This window comes from Streptococcus mitis, assembly GCF_002096925.1.
Classification (GTDB): domain Bacteria; phylum Bacillota; class Bacilli; order Lactobacillales; family Streptococcaceae; genus Streptococcus; species Streptococcus mitis_AF.
Genome location: NZ_NCVN01000022.1, coordinates 16,993 through 42,451, shown reverse-complemented (window position 1 = coordinate 42,451; position 25,459 = coordinate 16,993). Strand labels below are relative to the sequence as shown.

Below are 25,459 nucleotides of genomic sequence, written 5' to 3'. Positions count from 1 at the left end.
TTTCGAAGATGTTGTTGTTGATGCATCTCCTAACTGGTCACCTGTTTTAACAGCAGTATTTGTTGTACCTTCTGCAACTGTCTATTTGCCATCTTTTACAACTAATTTTGTAACTGTTCCATCTGGCATTGTGATTTCTGCTTTATTAGCACCATTTGAAACGGATACTGGAACTTTTGTTGCATAAGCTTCTACATTAGATACTGTAATTTTAGGAGCTACTGCGATTGTGATGTTTTCATGAGCTTCTTGTCCGTTCATTGTCCAAGATGCATTCTTAGAGTTTGTTGAGTTGTTGTAGTCTTTTGCAAATGCTGCAACTGTAAAGATTCCAGCTTCTTTTGCTTTACCATGAATCATTCCAGTCGTTGGATTATAATCTAACCCTGGTACCACATCTGTAATTGAAGTATCTTTAGCCGTATAAACTCCATTTAAAGTAGTATGCGCAGTAACAATTTGAGGGTTTGACATCGCCGTCACTTTTGTACCATCTATTGCTGTAAATGTTGCTTTTTTAGCGGTTGATGCAAGAGCTGTTTTAGAACCTGCTGTAAATTTAGAACCATCTGTACGAGCGTAATCAGCACGTGTATCCTTATTAATTCCTTCATTATCAGCATATTTAATATCATGGTTCACTTCATCTCCAATAGTTACCATTGTAGATGTTCCTTGAATTGATGGAGCAGTTGAGTCTTGCCAACCAATCCATCCTGCGGTTAAGTCACGGAATGTAACTTCTTGAGTTTGACCATCTTTTTCAACAGTGACAATATAACGCATATCGTAAACACCATTTTGGATATTTGCAGCTACATACCCTTCAACAGTATCTGTTTTTTCATTATATCCTGTTCCTGGAACCAAGTTACTTAGTTGGATATTTTTAATTTTATATCCCGCAGCTTCTGCTTCCGGTGATAAACTGAAACGTTTTTTAGCATCAGTAATATAAACGTAGTGATTGCCTTGTTCATAAGTATATCCATAGATTTCTGTGGCTAGATATTCATAAGCTCCACCTGCACCCCATACTGTGTTTCCATTAGCAACACCAGTAGCACGGACTTTACCTTTCCATAATTCTGCTTCACGTCCAAGTTTTTGAGCTTCTGATTTAGATAATGGAATATCCGTACGTCCGCTTGTACCAGATTTTCCACTATTAGCTGCTACTACTTCAGTATTATCAGATTGATAACCATGAACATAAATTTTGTAATTGTTGTTACCATCTAATACTTTGTAAGATTTACCAGTAGCTCCATCGAATTCGCCATTTTCTTTTCGTAATTCTGTGGAAGCTGCTGTATATCCTTCGTTAGCTGAAAGAGCTACCGCGAACTTACCATCACGGTTAATCCCTGCATTTTTCAACTCATTGTAAACTGCAAGGATTGATTCGTTAAGGCGCTCCAATTGTGCATCTACTTGCTCTTTTGTGACACTCTTATCAGCCAAAAGAGCCTTAGTTTCAGCAAGTACTGCTTGGTTCTTAGCGACTGCTGCTGTAACTGCTGCCTTGTTTTCTTCTTTGACATCAGCCTTAGCAAGTTCAGTCTCAGCTAATTTGTTTGTTACTTCAGCTTCTGATGATACTTGTGTAAGAGTTGTTGTTGCAACAGAAACAGCTTCTTCTGTTGGTGTGATGGTTTTTTCTGATTCTTCTTTTGCTGCCTTATCTTTATCAGCCTCTTTTGTTTCTAATCCTAGCTTGTTTGATTCTGTTACAACTGTTTTTAATGAAGAAAGAATATCTTTTTGAATATTTACCTCTTCTTGCTTAGCTGTTTCATTAGCCAAAACAGCTTTTGCAGTTGCTAAAGCTTCACGAACATTGGATACAACTGAAGCATCTGCATGCTTAGCAGTTGAAAGTTTAGATTCTAAAGTGGCAATACTTGCTTCAAGGGTAGCCTTATTTACTTTTTTAGTCTCTTCTGCTTTAACTTCTGCATTTTTTTCAGTTTCTGGCTTTACTTCTGTAATATTCTGATCAGTTTTTTCAGCTGAAGCTACTGCTACTATAGTTTCTGCACCTTGTACCTCTGTCGCTGAAACTGCTCCATTTCCCAAGAACATTAAACCAGCCGCAATGGCTACTGATGCTGCTCCAAAGCTATACTTACGAATACCATAACGAATATACTTTTCCGTTCTAAAATCTTGTTGTTTCCCCTTCATTTAGAGTCACAACCTCCTTTTATAAAATTATTTTTTTATATACCTAACTCCCAACCAATCTTTCTATCTCATACTAATAGCCATTCAGTTAAAATTGTAGACCTTTCTGGTGTCGCATAAAAAGTGCAAACGTTAGATAGATATATCCTGTGGATTGCCTAAAGAGGAAACGGACAGTCACCTCTATTTTCGAGACGTCGCACTTATTCTATACATATATCTGCACATACAAATAAAGACTAAATTACTATAAGTTAGTAGAGAGAGTTGATTAGACACTGTTTTGAGCCTAAGTAACGAATTATTCGTATATCAGTTTTAAAATAAAATCTCAAATACTTTGTTTGAAACATCGTAACATTATAGAATTATAGGATTGTAAATGAGACTGGTTAAAAAATCAATTGAAAGGAGGCTGGGACAAAAAGATTTTGATTTTCGGAATTCTTTATTATAAATTTTAAAATCGATTGATTAGACAAAAAAGCGAACAAGACAGAATTCTGAGTGTCAGATAACTCGTTTTGTTCGCTTTTTATATTTAAGGTTAAACTATTGTCCTAGACTCTTCTAAAAAAACACATAATATCAAAGTTTTCAAATACCTGATACTATGCATTTTTATAATTTCAAGGAGTTTTGTCTATCCTCTTTTTATTATTTTATTCTTACGGTTTAATACGGTGCAACATACGTGGGAATGGGATAGCTTCACGGATGTGTTTTGTTCCTGCTGCGAAGGTTACCATACGCTCGATACCGATACCAAATCCACCGTGTGGAACTGTACCGTATTTACGAAGGTCAAGGTAGAATTCATATTCTGTACGATCCATGCCAAGTTCATCCATCTTAGCAACTAATGCATCGTAGTCTTCCTCACGCATAGACCCACCGATGATTTCTCCATAACCTTCTGGTGCAAGCAAATCTGCACAAAGCACGCGCTCTGGATTTTCAGGAACTGGTTTCATGTAGAAGGCCTTGATGGCTGCTGGATAGTTCATGACAAATGTTGGCACACCAAAGTGGTTTGAAATCCACGTTTCATGTGGTGAACCAAAGTCATCACCATGCTCAAGATGTTCGTAGTCAGCATCTTCATCATTCTCATGCTCTTGCAAGAGGTCAATAGCTTGATCGTAAGTGATGCGTTTGAATGGCTCTGCAATGTAGCGTTTCAAGAGTTCTGTATCACGTTCCAATGTTTCCAAGGCTTGAGGCGCACGATCAAGAACACCTTGTAGAAGAGCTTTCACATAAGCTTCTTGCAAGTCAAGCGACTCATCATGTGTCAAGTATGAGTACTCTGCGTCCATCATCCAGAACTCAGTCAAGTGACGACGTGTTTTTGATTTTTCAGCACGGAATACGGGACCAAAGTCAAATACACGACCAAGAGCCATAGCACCTGCTTCTAGGTAAAGCTGACCTGACTGGCTCAAGTAGGCTGGCGTTCCGAAGTAGTCCGTTTCAAAGAGTTCAGTTGAATCTTCTGCAGCATTTCCTGACAAAATTGGGCTATCAAACTTCATGAAGCCGTTCTTGTCAAAGAATTCATAAGTTGCATAAATGATAGCGTTACGGATTTGCATCACCGCTACTTGCTTACGAGAACGGAGCCACAAGTGACGGTTGTCCATCAAGAAGTCTGTTCCGTGTTCTTTTGGTGTGATTGGGTAGTCTTGAGATTCACCGATTACTTCGATGTCTGTAATGTCCAACTCATAGCCAAACTTAGAACGTTCGTCTTCTTTGACAATACCTGTCACATAGACAGACGTTTCTTGGCTCAAGCGTTTGATGACATCAAACTTCTCAATCCCCACTTCTTCACCAAATTTTTCTACAAAGTTTGGTTTAAAGGCCACACCTTGGAAGAAGGCTGTTCCATCGCGCAATTGCAAGAAGGCGATTTTTCCTTTTCCTGATTTGTTGGCAACCCAAGCACCAATCGTCACTTCTTGACCAACATAGTCTTTTACATCAATAATCGTTACACGTTTTGTCATTATTTTTCCTTTTCTTTTTTATTCTTTATGGCAAACCACCTCTATATTGTTCCCATCTGGATCAATCATAAAAGCAGCATAATAAATCGGATGCTCACTGCGATAACCAGGAGCACCATTGTCTAGCCCACCTGCCTCTAAGCCAGCCTCATAACAAGCTTGAACCTCTTCCTTATTTTCTGCTAAGAAAGCAAAGTGAATAGGATTTTGCGTCCCCTGAGCTAACCAAAAGTCACCACCAGGATGAGGGCTATTTGGGGCAAGAAAACTGATTAGAGAAGTAGTTTTAAAAGCCAATTTATAGCCCAAAGGGGCGAGAAAACTCCTATAAAATCCTTCTGAAATTTGTAAATCCTTTACCTTAATTTCAAAATGATCAATCATTCTCACTACCCATAAATGCTTTCAAACGTTTAACTGCTTCTTTAAGCGTGTCTAGGTCTGTCGCATAGCTGAGGCGGACATTTTCTGGCGCTCCAAAGCCAGCTCCTGTTATGAGTGCCAAACCAACTTCCTCAAGAATAGCTGTTGTAAAGTCAGTCACATCTGTATAACCTTTCATCTCCATGGCTTTTTTTACATTTGGGAAGAGATAGAAAGCTCCTTGTGGTTTAACGACTTCAAAACCTGGGACCTCACATAATAGCGGATAAATGGTATTGAGACGCTCCTCAAAAGCCTGACGCATGATATCAACAGACTCCTGTGGTCCTGTTAAGGCTTCAATAGCCGCATATTGAGAAACAGATGTCAAATTTGAAGTTGTTTGTCCCGTCAATTTACTCATAGCTGCAATGATTTCAGGATTACCTACCGCATAACCAACTCGCCAACCCGTCATGGCATAGGCTTTAGATACACCGTTGATAACAATAGTTTGCTTACGAATTGCTTCTGATAGACTTGAGATTGGAACAAATTCATTTCCATTATAAACAAGGCGACCGTATATATCATCTGCTAAAATCAGAATGTCATGCTCAACTGCCCAATTTCCGATAGCTAGTAATTCTTCACGAGTATAGATCATACCAGTCGGATTAGATGGTGAATTGAGAACCAAAACCTTTGTTTTATCTGTCCTAACTAGTTCTAGTTGATCCACCGTGACTTTAAAATCATTGTCTTCTTTAGCTTGAACAAAGACTGGAATCCCTTCTGCCATCTTGACCTGATCTCCATAACTAACCCAGTATGGAGTTGGAATAATAACCTCATCTAAAGGATTGATTACAGCCATAAAGAAAGTATAGAGGGAGAACTTGGCACCTGTAGCAAAGGTAACCTCGTTACTTGCGACAGAATAGCCATAGTAGCGCTCGAAGTAGGTATTCACTGCAGCTTTTAATTCTGGTAGACCTGAAGCTACTGTATAGAAGGAAGCCTGTCCTTCTCGAATAGCTTTAACTGCAGCATCCTGAATATTTTCAGGAGTGTGAAAATCTGGTTGTCCCAAGGTCAAGAAAAGGACATCCTTACCTTGAGCTTTTAATTTTTTTGCTCTCGCATCACTAGCTAAAGTGACACTTTCTTCCATTTCTAAAACACGGTTGGATAGTTTCATAGGCCCTCCTTATTGACCAATGCTCCTGTTTCAAAATCTACTAGATAAAAATCAGAGCCTGACTTGACTTCCCAGATTGGCTTATCTTGATAACGGCCAAAGGTAATCTTGTCAATCTCGCCAGCTCCTTTTTCCTTCGAAACAGCTTCTGCTTTTTCTTGTGAAACACCTTGATTTAGCTGATAAACGTAAATCTTATGGTCATCTTTTCCAATCAGGACAGCAAGTGCTTCTTGTTTTTTATTATGACCAAGAACGCTATAATAGGATTCCAAGCCATTGTATAAGTCAACCTGATCAGCCTGCTCTAATCCTGCATACTGCTGAGCTAATTTTTCTCCTTCACTTTTAGCTGTTTGATAGGGTTTCATGCCGAGAGAAACCAGATACAGAAAGGAAGCACTGATAACCACAAGCAAAATCGTCATCCCTAGACCATACTGCCACAGTAGATTATTTTTTGCTTTATTTTGTCTTTTTTTCACTCGTCTATTTTACCATCTATTGGGCTTTATTACAAGTGAATATAGGAACAAACGCACTTTATTTCTTCCTTCAAACAAAACAGATTTTTCTTGATTAAAACCGAGCAAGAAAAGTAAAGGCAGCTCCAAAATCAACCTATTAAAAAACTTGAGCTTTGGCACTCAAGTTTTTAGAAGTTCTTTTAACTTATGGAATTATTTTATCATCTATTCTTTTAGCCATTTTTCCTAAAAATACAGGCAGTAGAAGGCTAATCATGACTAAAAAGAATCCTAGATAAAGAAATGCTACTACAAAGCCTAAATGGTCAATCAACCACCCTGTCAGTGGGAAGAATACAATCATACTTAGGCTAAACATCATAGAGTAGACACTCAGCATGGTTGCCCTTACTTCACTTGGAAGGCGCTCTTGCAAATCATTGTCAAAAATCGGCTGAAAAAGAGCATATAGAGCATTACTAATCAAATAAACCAAAATATAGATTAGAGGTGTTCCAAAGTAGGACAGCAGGTAGGTAACTCCAGTCAGCAGGACGAGAAGAGGGAAAATCTTCAAGGCGGCATATCTCTTTCCAATCTTACTCGCTAGATAGACTGCAAGGATATTCAAGAGACTACCAAGTAGCATAACTGCTGAAATTTGCCAACTACTTAAATCTGGTAACTGATTTTGATAGTAAAAATAAAACATGCACATGAGTGTTCCGACAATCTGAGACAAAATCATCCAGTTGAAAAGCATGGGATTTCGCTTCAACTCTTCCTTAACAGTCCAAATAATCTGTTTCATGGTCACACTATCAGCTTTTTCTAGCTTGACACTGGGCTCTTTCAGCATCCAAATCAGGAAAAGAACTATGATAGAAGTGGCAATCATGATATAGTAGGTCAGGTGCAATTGACCATGGACAAAAAATCCCGCCAACACTGTCCCCAAAGACCGAGTTCCTTCTGCTACTCCTGACATAAAACTTGAAATAGATAAGTAACGCTTCTTGAGTCCAGCTTCCACGGCTGAATCATAAACCATTGCTGCGCTTGTTCCTGAATCAAAATTATAAGACAAGGCATTTATCGCCATAGCTAGTGCATAAATCCAAAAATTTCCTTGCCCAGCCAACATGAGAATAGAAGACACAATTCCTGCTATACGACTTAAATAAAGGTTGGTCTTATAGGAATAGCGGTCAGCTAACATACCAGATGGAATTTCACAGAGAAGACTGGTCGTATGAAAAATACTCTCCAGAAGTCCAATCTGCCAAAGAGACATTCCGTTTTGACTGAGAAAGAGAATCCAAAAACTGGTAATCCCTAGAAATGCAAAAAACTCAACTCCGGCCATCAGGCCAATATTTTTCCGATAATTTCTTATTAACATTTTTTCTCCTTTAACAAGTGTATTATTATTTCTTTTGTCCGTCACTTGTTAATCTGTTCCTTACATGATCTCCACCCCTTTTTAGAAGCATTCTTCAATGCCATTATTGTTCCTTTAATTATTTATGAAATGATACCGGAAAATAGCTGTTATGCGGTTTCTATTGCGAGTTTTCTTGTTTATTTTATCACTTATGTCATCATATTACAAGAGAATATTGGAATACTCCTATAAAATCAAAGAAAACTAAAATCCAAAAAACAGTTCTTACTTTTCCAGTGGCAACTGACTAGAGTTTCAGCAATTTTATAATTTTCAAATAAACTCTAAGCAAATTTCTTGCAAGTCCTTTTCTTTTGTTGTAATATATTTTATAACAACGAGAGACTTCTCGGAAATTTTAAGAAAAAGGAGACATATCATGTCTAAAAAAGTATTATTTATCGTCGGATCACTACGTCAAGGTTCTTTCAACCACCAAATGGCCCTCGAAGCTGAGAAAGCACTTGCTGGTAAAGCAGAAGTTAGCTATCTTGATTATTCAGCCCTTCCTCTTTTCAGCCAAGATTTGGAAGTTCCAACTCATCCAGCTGTAGCTGCTGCTCGTGAAGAGGTTCTCGCTGCGGATGCTATCTGGATTTTCTCTCCAGTCTACAATTTCTCTATCCCTGGAACAGTGAAAAACTTGCTTGATTGGCTATCTCGTGCCCTTGACTTATCTGATACACGTGGCGCTTCTGCTCTTCAAGACAAGTTTGTCACAGTATCATCTGTAGCCAATGCAGGTCACGATCAACTTTTCTCTATCTACAAGGACCTCTTGCCATTTATCCGTACACAAGTCGTTGGTGATTTCACTGCTGCACGTGTCAACGACTCTGCCTGGGCAGACGGAAAATTGGTTCTCGAAGAAACAGTCCTAAACTCAATTGAAAAACAAGCTCAAGACTTGCTCGCAGCAGTTCAGTAAAAAATAGAGAATTTTAAGAAGTCTAAATCAATTATCGCCACCTAATAGGGTGGCATTTTTAGACTCAATCAAAATTTTCAGACAAACATCAGCCATCCAAAAAAACCTTGAGCGTTGCCACTCAAGGTTTTTAGCAGTCTTTTCCATCATAGGAAAATCATTCTAAGAATATTCTTTCATTCGAGATCTATCACTTATCATCTTCTTTCGAGAAATTAGTGACTGCTTTTGGCTGATTAATCTTCTTTTCTTCGACCTACATATAGGCTCAATAGAATACCGCTACCTAGAAGAACAGAGATATAATCAGATTGGCTTCCAGTTTCAGGTAATTTGTCCCCATGGTTTTCTTTAACTGTAGTTGGAACTACTGGGTTAGCATTTACTGGAGTTGCTGGTTGAGCTGGTGTTGGTACTACTGGTTGTTCTGGAACCGCTGGTACTGGTTTAACCGGTACTTCTGGTGTTGGAACAACTGGAGTTGGTTGTACTGGCACTTCTGGTGTCGGTACATTTGGTGTTGGTTGCGCTGGCACAGGTTTAACCGGTACACTTGGTGTTGGTTGTGCTGGTACTGTTGGCATATCTAATTCTGGTACTTCAGTAACTTCAGGCATACCTGGTACTCCACCGTTAAATTCTGGCAATTCATGAACTTCTGGCATTCCTGGCACACCACCGTTGAATTCTGGCAATTCATGAACTGGTGGTTCTGGCATTGCAAACGTTGGTCCTTCTGGCACATTACGTGTTGGAGGAACTGGTTTGTCATTTGATGGTGTTACTGGTTTGTCTTGGCATCCACATTTACCATCTTTGCCATCTTTACCATCACGTCCATCACGACCATCTTTACCATCTTTAATAACTGTTTTTGTCACAGTTCCATCAGAATTGATGATTGTGATTGTATGACTACCATCACCATTATCTTCAACAGAAACTTTTGGTGATTTACCATCTTTACCGTCTTTAATCACCATTTCTGTCTTACTTCCATCAGGATTAGTGATTGTTACAACGTGAGTTCCATCGTTATTATTTTTAACAGTTACAGTTGGTGAAACGCCATCTTTGCCGTCTTTACCATCTTTGATAATAGATTTGTATTCACGACCATCAGAATCTACGATTGTTAATGTATGAGTTCCGTCTCCGTTATCAACGATGTTAGCTTTTGGTGATTTACCATCAAAGATTGTAGTTGTAGTTTCTTTACCATCAGCACCTGTCACTTTAATAGTGTGTGAACCATTGTTGTTATCAATCACTTCAAGTTTTGGTTCTTTACCATCACGAACTGTAGTTGTTGTAGTTGTACCGTCTGAGTTCACAACTGTGATAGTGTGAGTTCCATCTCCGTTATCCACAACCTTAGCAGTTGGTGATTTACCATCACGAACTGTGGTTTCAGAAACAGTACCATTACCGTTTTCTACACGAATAGTGTAAGTACCGTCTTGGTTATCTCTAACTGTTGCTACTGGTGATTTACCATCTTTAATGATTGTTTCAGTAGTTGTTCCATCACCATTTAGAACTGAAATTTTGTGAGTTCCATTTTGTTCATCAGTTATAGTAACTTTTGGTGATTTACCATCACGAACTGTGGTTTCAGTTGTCACACCTTCTGGATTTGTAATAACGATTGTATGACTTCCGTCTCCATTATCACGAACAGATGCGGTTGGAGTACGTCCATCAACACCGTCACGTCCATTCTTAACGACAAACTCATTCTTAGTTCCGTCTGGGTTAGTGATTGTTACAGTGTGGCTTCCATCTGGGTTTTCAGTAGTTGTTGCTGTTGCAGCTTTACCATCTTTACCATCTTTGATGATAGCGTTGGTAACATTACCGTCTCCATCTGTAACTTTAACAGTATGAGTTCCGTCTCCGTTATCCGTTACTTCAACTTTTGGAGTCTTACCGTCTTTACCGTTTTTAACAACTGTTTCTTTAGTTGTTCCATCTGGATTTGTTACAGTAATTGTATGACTTCCATCTGGATTTTCTGTTGTAGTGATATTGGCAGTTTTACCGTCTTTACCATCTTTAACTTTAGTTGTTGATTCAGAACCATCAGGGTTTCTAACAGTAATAGAGTGTGTTCCATCTCCATTGTCCGTTACATTTACAACTGGTGATTTACCGTCTGCTCCATTAGCTCCGTTTTCACCTTTTTCACCTTTTTCACCTTTGTCGCCTTTTTCACCGGCTACTCCTTGAGGTCCACGGATATTACCAATCTTGTTCCAAGAACCATTTTCTTTCTTGTAAACATCACCTGTATTGGCGTCGATATAAGTATCACCGTCTTTACCATCATTAGCAGTTGGGGCAGTAACTCCACTTAATAATTCAGCTCCTCTTATAGCATCTTTACCATCATTACCATTCTCTCCTTTTGGAGCAGGAGGAATAACAGTACTTGATATCAACTCATCACCTTCATCAAATACACCATTATTATTATTATCATAATATGCTTTTATTTCGGTTCCCGCATATTCACCTGATGGTTTAGGTTGAGTTGATGTTGGTTGTGATGCTGTTGAGCCTGTAGCTGATGGTTGTGAACCTGTTGAACCTGTAGTAGTTGGTTGTGGTGTTTCTGATGAATCAGTTGCACTTCTATTTTCATCTGGTAATGATCTTCTATTTCTTGCACTTCTAGATGTTGAAGGTTGTGAATTTCCAACTAATCCAGCACCTCTTCTAACTGCTTCTACTAACTCTTTTAAATTAATAGTTGGTGTACGACCATCTTTACCATTCTTACCATCTTTTACTGTAAAGGTTACTGGATCTTTTCCTGGTGTTGTGATAGTTACAAGAGTACTTTGGCCATCTTGTCCACGTTGAGTAGTGATTGTAGGAGTTTGTCCATCCTGACCGGTTGCACCAGTTTCTCCCTTAGCACCATCTTGAACAAAGACTGTAGTTGGTTGTGAACCATCATGGTTATCAACAGTGATTTCTACACCTTTATGACCTTCTTCATCCTTACGAACAGCTGTTACTGTTGGAGAGACACCGTCCACTCCATCTTTAATAACTGCAAGAGGTTTTTCTAGGTTCAATGGTTGACCTGGATGTGCTGGATCTTCTTGGTAAACTTTAGTTTCTTTACCATCTTTGACAGTAAGCAATGATTTACCATCACGTCCGTCCGCACCTTTAGCACCATCTTTAATCATTTCAGAACCTAGAAGTTCATCAGTTCCTGGAGTGTACTTACCATCATTGTTTTCATCAGTATAGAATGTCACAATTGTATGAGATGGATTTCCATTTTGTCCTTCGACACGGAGCAAATCAACTTTTGGAGTTTTACCGTTTAGACCATTTTCTCCGTCCTTAACATTTACTGTAACTGGATCTTTTCCTGGAACAGTGAATGTAATGTCAGTACTATGGCCGTCTTTACCTGGAGTTACAGTTACTTCTGGAGTCTTACCATCTTCTCCACGTTCACCTTTGTCCCCTTTAGGGCCTTTGATGTTGCCTTCTTTATCCCAGTTGCCGTTATTCTTAACGAAGACGTCGCCTGTTTCTGTATTAACGTATTTATCGCCGTCTTTACCTTGATTTGCTTCTGGGTTAACTTTGCCGTTCAAGACGTCTTTTCCGTCGCGTCCATCACGTCCGTCACGACCTGCTGCACCATCACGTCCGTCGCGTCCTGGTAAACCTTGTGCTCCGTCTTGACCATCACGACCTTGAAGACCTTGTTCACCTTTGTCCCCTTTAGGGCCTTTGATGTTGCCTTCTTTATCCCAGTTGCCGTTATTCTTAACGAAGACGTCGCCTGTTTCTGTATTAACGTATTTATCGCCGTCTTTACCTTGATTTGCTTCTGGGTTAACTTTGCCGTTCAAGACGTCTTTTCCGTCGCGTCCATCACGTCCGTCACGACCTGCTGCGCCATCACGTCCGTCGCGTCCTGGTAAACCTTGTGCTCCGTCTTGACCATCACGACCTTGAAGACCTTGTTCACCTTTGTCCCCTTTAGGGCCTTTGATGTTGCCTTCTTTTTCCCAGTTGCCGTTATTCTTAACGAAGACGTCGCCTGTTTCTGTATTAACGTATTTATCGCCGTCTTTACCTTGATTTGCTTCTGGGTTAACTTTGCCGTTCAAGACGTCTTTTCCGTCGCGTCCATCACGTCCGTCACGACCTGCTGCGCCATCACGTCCGTCGCGTCCTGGTAAACCTTGTGCTCCGTCTTGACCATCACGACCTTGAAGACCTTGAGCACCTTTGTCCCCTTTAGGTCCTTGTAGCCCTTGTGGTCCTGCAACTCCATCTTCACCTTTTAGACCTTGAGGTCCACGAATGTTACCAATCTTATCCCAAGTTCCGTTTTCTTTCTTATAAACATCACCTGTAGTTGCATCGATATAAGTGTCGCCATCTTTACCATCATCTGCTGTTGGTGCTTTAGGCCCACTTAATAATTCAGCACCATTACGTCCGTCACGTCCATCTTGACCATTAATTCCATCTGTTACAGGTGGAATATCAGCTTCATCAATTAATTCATCTACATCTGGATCGTATACACCATTATGGTTATTATCAAAGTACGATGTTATACGTAGCCCATTTTTACCATTTATTTTTGGTTTTGGTTTTGCAGCAGTTGCATCATCAGATAATGCTCTTCTTACTCTTCCGCTTCTTTGATTGTTTAATCTTGCTGCTGCTTCAGCTAAGGCATTTAAGTCGATGGTTGGTGTACGTCCATCTTTACCATCTTTAATGTTAGCTACAACAGGCTCTTCTCCAGGAATTGTAAATGTAATGTCAGTACTATGACCATCTTTACCACGAGCTGTAGTAATTACTGGCGTTTTACCATCACGTCCTGCTGCCCCTGTTTCACCACGTTCGCCTCGATCACCTTTAGCACCTTGTGCCCCAGTTAATCCACGTTCACCTTGGTCTCCTTTTTCACCTTTGGCACCATCTGCAATGACAACTTCTTTTAGTTTTGTATCTCCTGCATCAAATTCGTTGTTGTCATTTTGATCATAATAGAAGATAACAGTTGTTGTTTTATCAGCTTCATTTCGTTGAGTCGCAACTAATGGGCTTGCTCCATCGAAACCATCTCTTACAACAGTATTTGTAACATTACCTCTACCGTCGTTAATAGTGATAGTGTGAGTACCGTCTTCTTTATTATCTTTAACGGTTACGGTTGGAGTTACACCGTCACGACCTGCCTGACCTTGCGCTCCAGTTAATCCGCGTTCGCCTCGGTCTCCTTTTTCACCTTTAGCACCTTGGGCTCCAGTCAGACCGCGTTCACCTTGGTCTCCTTTTTCACCTTTAGCACCTTGTGCGCCAGTGAGACCGCGTTCACCTCGGTCTCCTTTTTCACCTTTAGCACCTTGGGCTCCAGTCAGACCGCGTTCACCTTGGTCTCCTTTTTCACCTTTGGCACCTTGGGCTCCAGTTAGACCGCGTTCGCCTCGGTCTCCTTTTTCACCTTTGGCACCTTGGGCTCCAGTCAGACCGCGTTCACCTTGGTCTCCTTTTTCACCTTTAGCTCCAGTCAGACCGCGTTCGCCTCGGTCTCCTTTTTCACCTTTGGCTCCAGTGAGTCCACGTTCGCCTTGATCCCCTTTTTCACCTTTAGCTCCAGTGAGACCGCGTTCGCCTTGGTCTCCTTTTTCACCTTTAGCTCCAGTGAGACCGCGTTCGCCTTGATCCCCTTTTTCACCTTTAGCTCCAGTGAGTCCACGTTCGCCTCGGTCTCCTTTTTCACCTTTGGCACCTTGGGCTCCAGTCAGACCGCGTTCACCTCGATCTCCTTTTTCACCTTTAGCTCCAGTGAGTCCACGTTCGCCTCGGTCTCCTTTTTCACCTTTGGCACCTTGGGCTCCAGTTAGACCGCGTTCGCCTTGGTCTCCTTTTTCACCTTTAGCACCTTGGGCTCCAGTTAGACCGCGTTCGCCTTGGTCTCCTTTTTCACCTTTAGCTCCAGTTAGACCGCGTTCACCTTGGTCCCCTTTTTCACCCTTGGCTCCATCTTTAATAGCAATTTTTTGAACAAGTTCGTCTACGCCTTCAGTATAAACACCATTTCCATCGTTATCAAGATAGAAAGTGAGGTTATTTGTATCACCAACTTTATTTTGATCAACACGTGGTTTTACTGTATCGATTAGCTCTTTAGCCACACCAATTTGCATAATACGTGGCTTAGCTTCTTTAGTAACAGAATTACTAATTGGCAATCCTAAAAGTGTTTCGTTACCAAATCGATGAACTTTATAGGTAATTTGACGTTGTCCTTTTTCACCTTCTCGAACTAATCTAGTTTGACCTTCTGGTAATTTACTAGTTGGAAGGTAGACTGTTTGGAAATCAATGTCTTCTGAAACAGTCTTATTATTAGTACCACCATAAGGGTTTGCATCCAAGTATAGTGGATTTGCTCTATGATAATAGTTGGAGTTGCTGTATGGGTCATTGCTAGTAGCGGCACCGCCACCACCTTGGTCCACGTTAAAAGTAACAGGTTTCAAACGAACAGACAAGTCACCATTTGGATTATTGATTGGCAAACTAAATCTGATTGTTTGTTCCGTATTTGTTGAAGTAGCAGAGGTCATACTGTATCCTGAGTGAGATACGTAGTTGGCACCTTGGCTAATAGGTTTTGATTGATCTCTTAACCTTGGAGTTGTGATTGTCGCATTGGAAGGATTTCCAAATCCATCCCCTTTATCCAAGATAAAGTTATTATTAACAAATTCGCCCGGACCAGAATATTTGATTGTGAAATTCAATTTATTACCTTGACGTACTGTTGTTACATCGTAATGAATTGAATTACCACCACGTGAGTTCCCGTAGCCACGGAAACTATAACTACGACCACCTTGGCTGATGTCTGAAAATGCAACTGTATTTCCAGAACCTGAGACAATTGGGTTGGCTGGATTGCTAGCCGCTCTAAAGCCACTATGACCTTTATCCAAGTCTTCCTTACGGATAGCTGGATTTTGGCGAGCATCAGAAAGGCTCAAACCTGGTTTCAAGATTTCATTAGTTGATTCTGGAGCTGCAGTTGTTTCTACTTTAGCAGGTGCATTAGTTGCTAAAACGCTACTATCAAGAGCTGAACGATCAGTCGTTGTTGCAGCTGGTTTAGCTTCTTCTTTGGCTTCTGCTGTGTCAGTTTTCTTCACTACAGGAGTTTCTGATACAGTTCCTTTATCAGAGTTAGAACGAAGTTCTAGACCAATAATAGCTGATTGGATAGAGGACTCTGCTGCTGATACTTCAGCTTCAGTCGCAGCTGCTTTTCCAAGCAAGCTTTGACCAGCTTGGATACTTGCTTGCAAGTTAGCAGCACTTGCTTCTGTATATAACTTACTCTCAAGTTTTTTAGCACGCGAAAGAGCTGTTAACAATTTTGACTTGTCAACAGCATCTTGATGCGTTACTTCTTCTTTTTTGTCTTTTGCTTCTTCAACTTTTTCTGCTGTTTTAGTAGCTTCTTCAGTTTTAACTGGAGTCGTTTCTACTGGGTTAGCAACAGTTGGAGCTGCATAAGTTGTTTCTTTTTTAGGTGTAGAAACTTCTGCTGGTTTAGTAGCTTCATCTACCTTATCCTTATCAACAGAGACACTATTAGTTGCCTCAGGATGTTGTTCCTCTGCTTGTACTGATTGCGCATTGGCAGCAGTTCCCAAGACTAAGGCTGTCCCGAGCAAGACACTAGCCGCACCAAAGTGATACTTACGAATAGAGTATCGTTGTTGCATGCTATACCAGTCAAATGATTTCTTATGTGAATGTTTCATTTCAAACTCCTAGATAGTAATTTATAGTTTACACTTTACAACTATTTGAGCCATTAATCAATATTATCTATGAAATTAATATATCTGATTTTTGTACCATGGAGCCATATTTTTTTTTTTTTTTTTTGAATTTAATGTACATATTTTTAATTCTTGTTTTTTTGTACAAAAGAATCATAATTATGATACAATATAATTTAGGAGGAAATACCTAAATGCGCAACCTTTTATCCACAAAAGACCAAAGACAATTACGTTTAATGGAAACCTTAATTCAGAATCGTAATTGGATAAGGTTACATGCACTTGCCGAAAAATTAGGATGTACAGAACGAATCCTAAAAAATGATTTAAATGAATTACGAACAGCTTTCCCAAATATTGACATCCAATCTTCCGTTAACGGAATTATGATAGATTTAGATGTTAACACTAGTGTAGAAGATATTTATCAATATTTTCTTGCTCATTCTCAGTCTTTTCAATTACTAGAGTATATGTTCTTCAATGAGGGGCTACCTATTTATCGAACGATAGAAAATCTTCACTCAAGTAGTGCCAACCTCTATCGATTAGGCCGAAATATTACAAAAACTCTATCATCACAATTTCAGATTGAATTATCTTTTACCCCTACTGCAATTCTTGGTAATGAAACGGATATTCGTTATTTTTTTGCCCAATACTTTTCTGAGCGCTATTATTTCCTAGACTGGCCTTTTCCTGACCTTCCTGAAGAGGATTTAACAGAGTTTGCTGACTTCTTCTATAAAATCACGAATTACCCGATGCGATTTTCAATTTATAGAATGTACAAATTGATGATAGCTATCAGTATTTACCGCGTCAAAAATGGTCATTTTATCGACTTACCAAATCATTTCTTCGATGAATACTACCCTCTTTTGATGAATATTCCAAATTTTGAGGAGCTACTTGTCCATTTCTCTGAAAAACTGGGACTTGAAATCACTCCAGATATCATCGCCCAAATTTTTATATCCTTTATTCAAAACAATCTTTTCTTAAATCCTCAAGAATTCTTCAACTCTTTAGAAGAAAACAGTGAAGCAAGATACTCTTACCAATTACTGAGTCAAATATTAGAACGCCTATCAAAACAATATAAGATTACTTTTACCAACCACGATGAGCTGATTTGGCATTTACACAACACTGCTTTCTTTGAAAGACAGGAAATCTTTTCTACCCCAATCCTATTTGAACAAAAAGCATTGACGATTAAAAAATTTGAAGTTTACTTCCCAGACTTTATGGGAAGTGCACGTCAAGAACTGGCTCAATACCGTCAAGCAATTGGACAGCATGACCATCCTGAACAGTTGGAACACCTGATGTACACCATCTTAACCCATGCTGAAAACCTCTCTACTCAGTTGTTAGAAAATCGACCACCTATCAAGGTTTTGATTATCAGTAACTTTGACCATGCTATATCCCTTACCTTTGTTGATATGCTTTCCTATTACTGTAATAACCGCTTTACCTTCGATATTTGGGATGAATTACAAACAAGTCCTGAGATTTTAAATCAGACAGATTACGATATCATCGTGTCTAATTTCTATATTCCAGGGATTACTAAGAAGTTTATTTGCCGAAACCATCTGTCAATCATGGATTTGGTTAATCACCTCAACACTTTATCAAATGAGATTCATATATCCAATACTTTATAAACTAAAAAGTCAGCAGGGTCCTGCTGACTTTTTCTCTTACCTGATTTCTATACTTCCTTAACAAAAACCAATTCCTGTGGCTGTGACAAATCTTCTCTGTAGGTAAACCCTGCAAAGCTTAAGCGACGAGCTTCCTCCACCGTCTGTACTTGATTTTGTATCAGGGCTGTCAGGAAGGCACCACGCGCTTTCTTGGAAATGGTTGAGTGAATCTTCAGCTGACCACCTCTATCCTCCATGAATTTGAAGGTCACCATTTTTTCTCTGATTTCCTTAGAAAACACAGTCTCAAACTCGGACGACAAGAGAGAAAAAATCATTTCTTCCTGCTTCACAGCTTCATCATAGGCTGCCTTCCAATGGCTCTTCAAAGTCTTACCAGCGACTTTTAACTTCATCAAAAAGTCCAAACGGTGAGGGGCCATAGGTGACAAGGCTGGAACAACACCGTACAAGGCCGAGGTAATGAAGACATGATTTTCAAGATAGGCTTGTTCTGCCTCGTCCAGTTTGTCTCGCTTGATATGACGGTACATAAGCCCATCAAAAAGTTTCAAGGCTGGATAGTGTTGAGCAGTTTGTTTTTTTAAAGTTTGGATATTTTGAAATTCTGCCACAGCTTTCTCGGCTGAAACTTTGTAAAAACTCTCCAATTGACTAACAGAATAGAGAGCCAAGGCATCCAGCACAGCCTGACTTTCTGGTTTTAAAGGAGTGGCTTCAATACTTGGCAAGTCTGTGTTCATTTCTTTTGCTGTTGGGATTAAAATTTTCATATTGATAGTGTAGCATATTTTTTTGCCACTACCAAGGAATTCATCTGAAAAGAGACTGGGAAAAAGGCATTAAAATTAAAAAATGCATAGTATCAGGAATTGAGAAATCTTGATACCATGCGTTTTATGATGGAAAGATTTACTTCATTTTTTCCTGAAATTGAGGTTTTGCCCAGCCTCTCCTCTTACTGAACTTTAAAGGTCTTAAGATAGTTGTCTTTTCCTACTTGACCTTCGAAGGTTTTACCATTTTCAAGGTAAGGGAGGTCATCTGATACAGAGGCCTTGACCTTGTATATCTTGCCATCAACTTTAAAGAAGTAGACGGTGTCTCCTTTGATAACAGCTGATTTGAGGTCTGCTACCACACCCTTGATGCTTTCTGTTGTTGCATTATCAATTTCAAGGTCGTTTTTATTGGCGTACTTGCTGAGTAGCTCTTCCACTGTCGTAGCTACGATAACGTTTTGGTACTCGACTGAGTCTACCAAAGCATACTCTTTGACCAAGCCAGCATTGTCCTTCAAGCCCATGATGTAGAGAGGCTTGTCATTAAGGTTGATGAGGATTGGGAAGGTCGCCTTGTAGGATTTCTCCTGAACAGCACCTTCGGCTGATTCACGGGCTGATTCTTCGGTCGCAGAAGCCAAGCTGTACTTAGTGATTTCTCCTGTTCGCATATTTTCTAGGATAAAACCAAGATTACTTTCATCTGCATTGGCCGATGTCACTCCTGTGTAGAGGTAGATGTCATTGCCGATAGACAAATAATTATATCCCTTGGTAGTCTGGGTCACGTTTTTCTTGGAAATCATAGCATTCCAGAAACCGTCCTTGTACTTGCCGTTGTAGTTAATTTGCTCAATAGTTTCCTCAGCTGGATAGACCCTATCCACCCATTCTGGAACATCTGACAAGTCGTATTCCTTGGTTTCTCCATTTGTGGCATCCAAGATAATGACTGAAACAGGGCGAGGAACCGCAAGTCCAAATTGCTTTTGGTAAACCGTTGCTACATAGAAAGGATTGCCCTCATCGTCCACCTCAAAAGATGGAGTTTTAAAGATCTTAGTTGGGTACTTCAAGCGTAGGTGACGCTTGACATCGCGGTTAAAATACTCCGAGTCAGAATACTTGATTGGTGTTTTCAAGTCCACCAAGTCCGCATTACCAGTTACCATGTCCACCTTGATATACTCGCCGATTCCCTTGGCTTGATTATTAAACCACTTGATAGGGTCTGCGTATTCTAGTGGCGTAACTCGATAAGGCTTTCCGTCAATCGTTAGTTGAGTATAGGTGTCTGCCGCCACATACTGCGAAACCTTATCCGTTAGGGAACCCAAGTAGCGGTCACCAATTTTTTCAGCAGTACTTCTATCTAAAATAGGAACCTTACTGGTATCAGTCTTAGGAAATTCAGTAAAGTCTTTTTCAGTAACCGTGACTACATTGGCATAATTCTTAGCCTGAAAAATGCTAGAAGTCACCAAGGAAACCAAGGCTGCTAAGAGAAGAATTCCTCCAATAGAAGCTAAAAGGATTTTCCCTAACCAATTGATTTTGAAACCCTCCAGATTTAAGGCAGCTTCTGCCTTGCCGTGGCGCACATGCACCGTTTTGACCAGATTGATTCCCTTGCCAAAGCCAAATAAGACTGCTACAACCAGCAAATGCCCACAGAGGAAAAAGAGAAATTCCCAGCTGGTCAGGTTAAGAGGCGGTAAAAAGATATACCAGGTCGTTGCGATAAAAATAAGTTCGAAGACTATTCGTTTCATTTGATTTCCTCCTAAATGATTCGTCCTTCCAAATGATCCAGTTCATGCTGGCAAATCTGAGCTGGGAAGCCTGTCAAGGTAATGGTCTGTTCCTGCCACTTGCTGTCACGATAGGTAACCCTTATGGTTTCATAACGCTTAGTAGGTCTCACACCTGTCAAGGACAAACAACCTTCTTCTGTCTCATAAGTTCCTTCAAAGGACAGGAGCACTGGGTTAAACATGACCATGGGAACCAAGCCAAGATTAAAGATAATCACGCGCTTTTGCACCCCAATCATATTAGCAACCAGACCGACACAGGTCTCACGATTGGCTAAAAGCGTATCCTGTAAATCTCTGGCAAGATACAGATCTTCCTGATTTGCCGGCTGAGATACCTGAGATAAAAATAAGATATCCTTTACAATTTTCTTTTCCACTTCCTCACACTCCTCTTGCTTTTTACTATATTATAGCAATTATAGCACAAAAGCTGATAACTGCAAGCCCTTTCCCTCAACTGTAGCAAAAAGCCATCCGAAGATGACTTTTTCTTTTTAAATCGCATTCTTGTCAAAGCCAAGTTTGCGTTGGATAAATTTAACAATTTCGACGATAATAATCATTGAGAAGCTTCCAGCCATGACGATTCCCCATTGAGACAAGTCTAGTTTGGTTACGTGGAAAATTCCTTCAAGTGGTTCTACGACGATTATTGCCATGAGAAGGATGAAGGATACCAAGATAGACCAGTTGAAGGTCTTAGACTTGAATGGTCCAACTGTCAAGATGGATTGGTAAACAGACTTGACATTATAAGCATGGAAGAGCTGAATTAAACCAAGGGTTGCAAAGGCCATAGTTAGGGCATCTGCATGAATGGCATGATTGTCACCCACATGAACTGGGTAAGCAATCGCAAGACCATAAACACTCATAACAATAGTTGCTTGGAGTACACCTTGATAGATGATAGAACTCAAAACACCACCTGAGAAGAAGCTTGCCTTGCGTCCACGTGGTTTATGGTTCATGACACCAGGCTCAGCTGGCTCAACACCTAGAGCGATAGCTGGGAAAGTATCGGTTACCAAGTTGATCCACAAAAGATGAACTGGCTGTAAGACATCCCAACCAAACAAGGTTGATAGGAAGATAGTTAATACTTCAGCAGTATTGGCAGAAAGTAGGTACTGAATCGTCTTTTGAATGTTTGAGAAGACCTTACGTCCTTCTTCCACTGCAACGATAATAGTCGCAAAGTTATCATCTGCAAGAATCATGTCAGAAGCCCCCTTAGAAACCTCTGTACCAGTGATTCCCATACCGATACCGATGTCGGCTGTTTTCAGAGCTGGCGCATCATTGACACCATCACCTGTCATGGCAACGACTTTACCTTGTTTTTGCCAAGCCTTGACGATACGAACCTTGTGTTCTGGAGATACACGGGCATAAACAGAGTATTGACCAACTACTTTTTCAAAGTCTTCATCTGACAGTTCGTTGAGCTCAGCACCAGTTAAAACGTGTCCTTCTGTATCATTTGCATCGATGATTCCCAAACGTTTGGCAATAGCTTCTGCAGTGTCTTGATGGTCACCCGTAATCATGATTGGACGAATTCCCGCTTCCTTAGCCACACGAACAGCCTCAGCAGCTTCAGGACGTTCAGGGTCAATCATCCCAATCAAACCAGTAAAGATTAAATCATTTTCAAGCTCTTCAGAAGTCAGGTTTTCTGGAATGCTGTCAATAATCTTATAAGCACCTGCGAGGACACGCAAGGCTTGGTGAGCCATTTCAGAGTTGTTTGTGTGAATGAGGTTTGTAACCTTCTCATCAATCGGAGCAATATCCCCAGCTTTATCACGAAGAACACAACGTTTCAAAAGTTGGTCTGGGGCACCCTTGACCGCTACAAGGAATTTACCATCTGGCAATGGGTGAACCGTTGACATGAGCTTACGGTCAGAGTCAAATGGCAACTCAGCCACACGAGGATATTTCTCTAAAAATCCTTTCACATCGTAGCCCTTGTCCAAGGCATATTGGATAAAGGCTGTTTCGGTTGGATCTCCGATCAGGTTTCCTTCTGCATCAATCTTGGTATCATTAGCCAAAACTACAGAACGAAGAAGAGGCATGTCCAAGCCGAGTTCAATGTCATCAGCAGAGTCATGTAGGACTGCATCATAGAAGACTTTTTCGACGGTCATCTTGTTCATGGTAAGCGTACCAGTCTTATCAGAAGCGATGATTTCAGTTGAACCAAGCGTTTCTACAGCTGGCAACTTACGAACGATAGAGTTTCGTTTGGCCAAAACTTGAGTACCAAGGGCAAGAACGATGGTCACGATAGCAGGAAGTCCTTCTGGGATGGCTGCAACGGCAAGCGCAACAGAGGTCATCAACTCACCAAGTGGATTTTTCCCTTGAATGAAGACACCCACTACAAAAGTAACAAGGGCAATGACCAAGATAGCATAGGTCAAGACCTTAGAAAGGTTATTCAAGTTTTGTTTAAGTGGTGTATCCGTCTCATCCGCATCTTGGAGCATACCTGCGATGTGACCAACTTCAGTGTACATCCCTGTATTGATAACAACACCAAGACCACGACCATAAGTCACATTTGAGTTTTGGAAGGCCATATTGACACGGTCACCAATACCAGCATCTGCAGCAAGTTCAACTGTCAAGTCTTTTTCGACTGGCACAGACTCACCTGTAAGAGCTGCTTCTTCAATTTTAAGAGAGTTTGCTTCAATCAAACGTAGGTCTGCAGGTACTACATCACCTGCTTCAAGGGAAACAATATCTCCTGGAACCAATTCTTTAGAGTCAATCTCCGCCATATGCCCATCACGAAGAACGCGGGCAGCTGGACTAGACATGGATTTGAGAGCTTCGATCGCTTCTTCGGCTTTTCCTTCTTGGTAAACACCAAAGGCAGCATTGATGATTACCACGGCTAAGATGATAATGGCATCTGCGATATCTTCCCCACCAGAAGTCACGACTGACAAGATTGCTGCCGCAACTAGGATGATAATCATCAAATCCTTAAATTGCTCGATGAATTTGACCAGAATTGATCGTTTCTCGCCTTCTTCGAGTTCATTGTGGCCAAATTCTGCAAGGCGCTTTTCCGCCTCACTTGATGACAAACCTTGCTCGGTCGCATCCACAGCCTTCAAGACCTCTTCAGGACTCTGAGTGTAAAACGCTTGTCGTTTTTGTTCTTTTGACATGTGTCTCCTCCTTGACATTGTGTGCAAAACAGACTCTCTTTTCCCTCATCGCATCTTTTCACGACAAACAAAAAGAGACCTATTAATCATAACAAGTCTCGCTGTTTAAGATAGTGCCGGAAAGCATACTTTTCAGTATAAAATTCGGAATGACGACACTATCACAGGTTTCTGCCAGCTACTCCCTTGAGTAGTACTATTATACCAAATTTTGAAAAGTTTTCAAAGAGTAAAAAATGACTTATTTGAATTTTCCCTTGAAAACCAGTATAATGGTAGAATGCTATATGACTAGAAAGGAAGTTGAATGAAGCAATCTATCTCAAATCTCAAGTTAGCTGAGCGTGGGGCCATTATCAGTATTTCGACCTATTTGATCTTGTCTGCAGCCAAATTAGCAACTGGCCACCTTCTTGATTCATCCAGTTTGGTGGCAGATGGTTTCAATAACGTATCCGATATCATTGGAAATGTGGCCCTCTTGATTGGGATTCGAATGGCACGCCAGCCTGCGGACCGTGACCACCGTTTTGGTCACTGGAAGATTGAAGATTTGGCTAGCTTAATCACTTCCATCATTATGTTTTATGTTGGCTTTGATGTGCTGCGGGATACCATTCAAAAGATTATCAGCCGGGAAGAAACGGTCATTGATCCTCTGGGGGCAACTCTGGGAATCATTTCTGCAGCGATTATGTTTCTAGTCTATCTCTACAATACTCGCCTTAGTAAGAAATCCAACTCCAAGGCACTGAAGACTGCCGCCAAGGACAACCTTTCTGATGCTGTTACCTCACTTGGTACGACCATTGCCATTCTTGCTAGCAGTTTCAATTATCCTATTGTGGATAAACTGGTCGCTATCATCATCACTTTCTTTATCTTGAAGACTGCCTATGATATCTTCATCGAGTCTTCCTTTAGCCTTTCAGATGGTTTTGACGACCGTCTGCTTGAGGACTACCAAAAGGCCATCATGGAAATTCCCAAAATCAGCAAGGTTAAGTCCCAAAGAGGTCGCACATACGGTAGCAATATTTACCTTGATATTACGCTAGAAATGAATCCTGACTTGTCGGTTTATGAGAGTCATGAAATCGCGGATCAAGTCGAGTCTATGCTGGAGGAACGTTTTGGCGTCTTTGATACCGATGTCCATATCGAGCCAGCACCTATCCCTGAGGATGAGATTTTAGACAATGTCTACAAAAAATTGCTTATGCGTGAACAATTGATTGACCAAGGAAATCAACTGGAAGAACTCTTGGCTGACGATTTTGTCTATATTCGTCAAGATGGAGAACAGATGAATAAAGAGGCCTATAAAGCAGAAAAAGACTTGAATTCTGCTATCAAGGATATACAAATTACTTCTATCAGTCAGAAAACAAAACTCATCTGCTATGAATTGAACGGAATTGTCCATACCAGTATCTGGCGTCGCCACGAAACCTGGCAAAATATTTTCCACCAGGAAACCAAAAAAGAAGACAAACAGTAACCCTATCCAGTGGATAGGGATTTTTGATTGGTTTTCTTAA

At 40.5% G+C, this 25,459-nt stretch carries 14 protein-coding genes; 3 read left to right on the top strand and 11 right to left on the bottom strand.

Annotation, left to right across the window (positions count from 1 at the left end):
• Positions 1-81: 81 nt before the first annotated feature.
• The 6 genes from B7692_RS11525 to B7692_RS05535 form a co-directional block, all read right to left on the bottom strand.
• Positions 82-2,187 carry a YSIRK-type signal peptide-containing protein gene (locus tag B7692_RS11525; RefSeq protein WP_419991798.1) on the bottom strand — a complete coding sequence of 702 codons (2,106 nt, stop codon included), beginning with the start codon at positions 2,185-2,187 and terminating at the stop codon, positions 82-84.
• A 668-nt stretch (positions 2,188-2,855) separates the two neighbouring features.
• Positions 2,856-4,199: an asparagine--tRNA ligase gene (gene asnS, locus B7692_RS05555; protein ID WP_084930159.1), complete on the bottom strand. Its 1,344-nt coding sequence runs from the start codon at positions 4,197-4,199 to the stop codon at positions 2,856-2,858.
• A gap of 18 nt (positions 4,200-4,217) precedes the next feature.
• Entirely contained in the window at positions 4,218-4,583 is a 366-nt protein-coding gene (locus B7692_RS05550) for a VOC family protein (RefSeq protein WP_000565230.1), read from the bottom strand.
• Positions 4,576-5,763, bottom strand: coding sequence for a pyridoxal phosphate-dependent aminotransferase (locus tag B7692_RS05545; protein ID WP_084930158.1), 1,188 nt, complete (start codon positions 5,761-5,763; stop codon positions 4,576-4,578). The genes B7692_RS05550 and B7692_RS05545 overlap by 8 nt, the downstream gene beginning before the upstream one ends.
• Complete coding sequence (locus B7692_RS05540; protein WP_192855476.1) at positions 5,760-6,248, bottom strand: cell wall elongation regulator TseB-like domain-containing protein; 489 nt, start codon at positions 6,246-6,248, stop codon at positions 5,760-5,762. Before B7692_RS05540 ends, B7692_RS05545 begins: the two co-directional genes overlap by 4 nt.
• A gap of 187 nt (positions 6,249-6,435) precedes the next feature.
• Positions 6,436-7,632, bottom strand: coding sequence for an MFS transporter (locus tag B7692_RS05535; protein WP_084930157.1), 1,197 nt, complete (start codon positions 7,630-7,632; stop codon positions 6,436-6,438).
• A 421-nt stretch (positions 7,633-8,053) separates the two neighbouring features.
• Here B7692_RS05535 and B7692_RS05530 point away from each other — a divergent pair, with 421 nt between their 5' ends.
• Positions 8,054-8,602 (top strand): NADPH-dependent FMN reductase, encoded by a 549-nt coding sequence (locus B7692_RS05530; protein ID WP_084923128.1) that lies wholly within the window; start codon positions 8,054-8,056, stop codon positions 8,600-8,602.
• A gap of 236 nt (positions 8,603-8,838) precedes the next feature.
• On the opposite strand, the gene pclA is transcribed toward B7692_RS05530, so the two are convergent.
• Positions 8,839-16,425, bottom strand: a complete 7,587-nt coding sequence (gene pclA, locus B7692_RS05525; RefSeq protein ID WP_084930156.1) for a pneumococcal collagen-like adhesin PclA — start codon at positions 16,423-16,425, stop codon at positions 8,839-8,841.
• A gap of 215 nt (positions 16,426-16,640) precedes the next feature.
• Between pclA and pclR the strand changes: the two genes are divergently transcribed.
• Positions 16,641-18,125 (top strand): virulence transcriptional activator PclR, encoded by a 1,485-nt coding sequence (pclR, locus tag B7692_RS05520; RefSeq protein ID WP_084930155.1) that lies wholly within the window; start codon positions 16,641-16,643, stop codon positions 18,123-18,125.
• Positions 18,126-18,172: 47 nt separating this feature from the next.
• On the opposite strand, the gene yaaA is transcribed toward pclR, so the two are convergent.
• From yaaA to B7692_RS05500, 4 genes are all read right to left on the bottom strand, one after another.
• Positions 18,173-18,901 carry a peroxide stress protein YaaA gene (gene yaaA, locus B7692_RS05515; RefSeq protein ID WP_084930154.1) on the bottom strand — a complete coding sequence of 243 codons (729 nt, stop codon included), beginning with the start codon at positions 18,899-18,901 and terminating at the stop codon, positions 18,173-18,175.
• A 185-nt stretch (positions 18,902-19,086) separates the two neighbouring features.
• A complete protein-coding gene (locus tag B7692_RS05510; protein ID WP_084930153.1) occupies positions 19,087-20,682 on the bottom strand; it encodes a hypothetical protein in 1,596 nt (531 codons plus the stop codon).
• 11 nt (positions 20,683-20,693) lie between these two features.
• Positions 20,694-21,104, bottom strand: coding sequence for a peptide deformylase (locus B7692_RS05505; RefSeq protein ID WP_084930152.1), 411 nt, complete (start codon positions 21,102-21,104; stop codon positions 20,694-20,696).
• A 117-nt stretch (positions 21,105-21,221) separates the two neighbouring features.
• The gene (locus B7692_RS05500) at positions 21,222-23,918 is read right to left on the bottom strand and encodes a cation-translocating P-type ATPase (RefSeq protein WP_033685389.1); all 2,697 of its coding nucleotides are present in this window, start codon (positions 23,916-23,918) and stop codon (positions 21,222-21,224) included.
• Between the two features lie 307 nt (positions 23,919-24,225).
• Between B7692_RS05500 and mntE the strand changes: the two genes are divergently transcribed.
• On the top strand, positions 24,226-25,419 hold the full coding sequence (mntE, locus tag B7692_RS05495) for a CDF family manganese efflux transporter MntE (protein ID WP_084930151.1): 1,194 nt from the start codon (positions 24,226-24,228) through the stop codon (positions 25,417-25,419).
• Positions 25,420-25,459: the final 40 nt, after the last annotated feature.

What these genes read in the sequence shown, in the direction of transcription:
- B7692_RS11525 (WP_419991798.1), bottom strand. Translation starts at nt 2,187, where the DNA reads ATGAAGGGGAAACAACAAGATTTTAGAACGGAAAAGTATATTCGTTAT.
- asnS (WP_084930159.1), bottom strand. Translation starts at nt 4,199, where the DNA reads ATGACAAAACGTGTAACGATTATTGATGTAAAAGACTATGTTGGTCAA.
- B7692_RS05550 (WP_000565230.1), bottom strand. Translation starts at nt 4,583, where the DNA reads ATGATTGATCATTTTGAAATTAAGGTAAAGGATTTACAAATTTCAGAA.
- B7692_RS05545 (WP_084930158.1), bottom strand. Translation starts at nt 5,763, where the DNA reads ATGAAACTATCCAACCGTGTTTTAGAAATGGAAGAAAGTGTCACTTTA.
- B7692_RS05535 (WP_084930157.1), bottom strand. Translation starts at nt 7,632, where the DNA reads ATGTTAATAAGAAATTATCGGAAAAATATTGGCCTGATGGCCGGAGTT.
- B7692_RS05530 (WP_084923128.1), top strand. Translation starts at nt 8,054, where the DNA reads ATGTCTAAAAAAGTATTATTTATCGTCGGATCACTACGTCAAGGTTCT.
- pclA (WP_084930156.1), bottom strand. Translation starts at nt 16,425, where the DNA reads ATGAAACATTCACATAAGAAATCATTTGACTGGTATAGCATGCAACAA.
- pclR (WP_084930155.1), top strand. Translation starts at nt 16,641, where the DNA reads ATGCGCAACCTTTTATCCACAAAAGACCAAAGACAATTACGTTTAATG.
- yaaA (WP_084930154.1), bottom strand. Translation starts at nt 18,901, where the DNA reads ATGAAAATTTTAATCCCAACAGCAAAAGAAATGAACACAGACTTGCCA.
- B7692_RS05510 (WP_084930153.1), bottom strand. Translation starts at nt 20,682, where the DNA reads ATGAAACGAATAGTCTTCGAACTTATTTTTATCGCAACGACCTGGTAT.
- B7692_RS05500 (WP_033685389.1), bottom strand. Translation starts at nt 23,918, where the DNA reads ATGTCAAAAGAACAAAAACGACAAGCGTTTTACACTCAGAGTCCTGAA.
- mntE (WP_084930151.1), top strand. Translation starts at nt 24,226, where the DNA reads ATGAAGCAATCTATCTCAAATCTCAAGTTAGCTGAGCGTGGGGCCATT.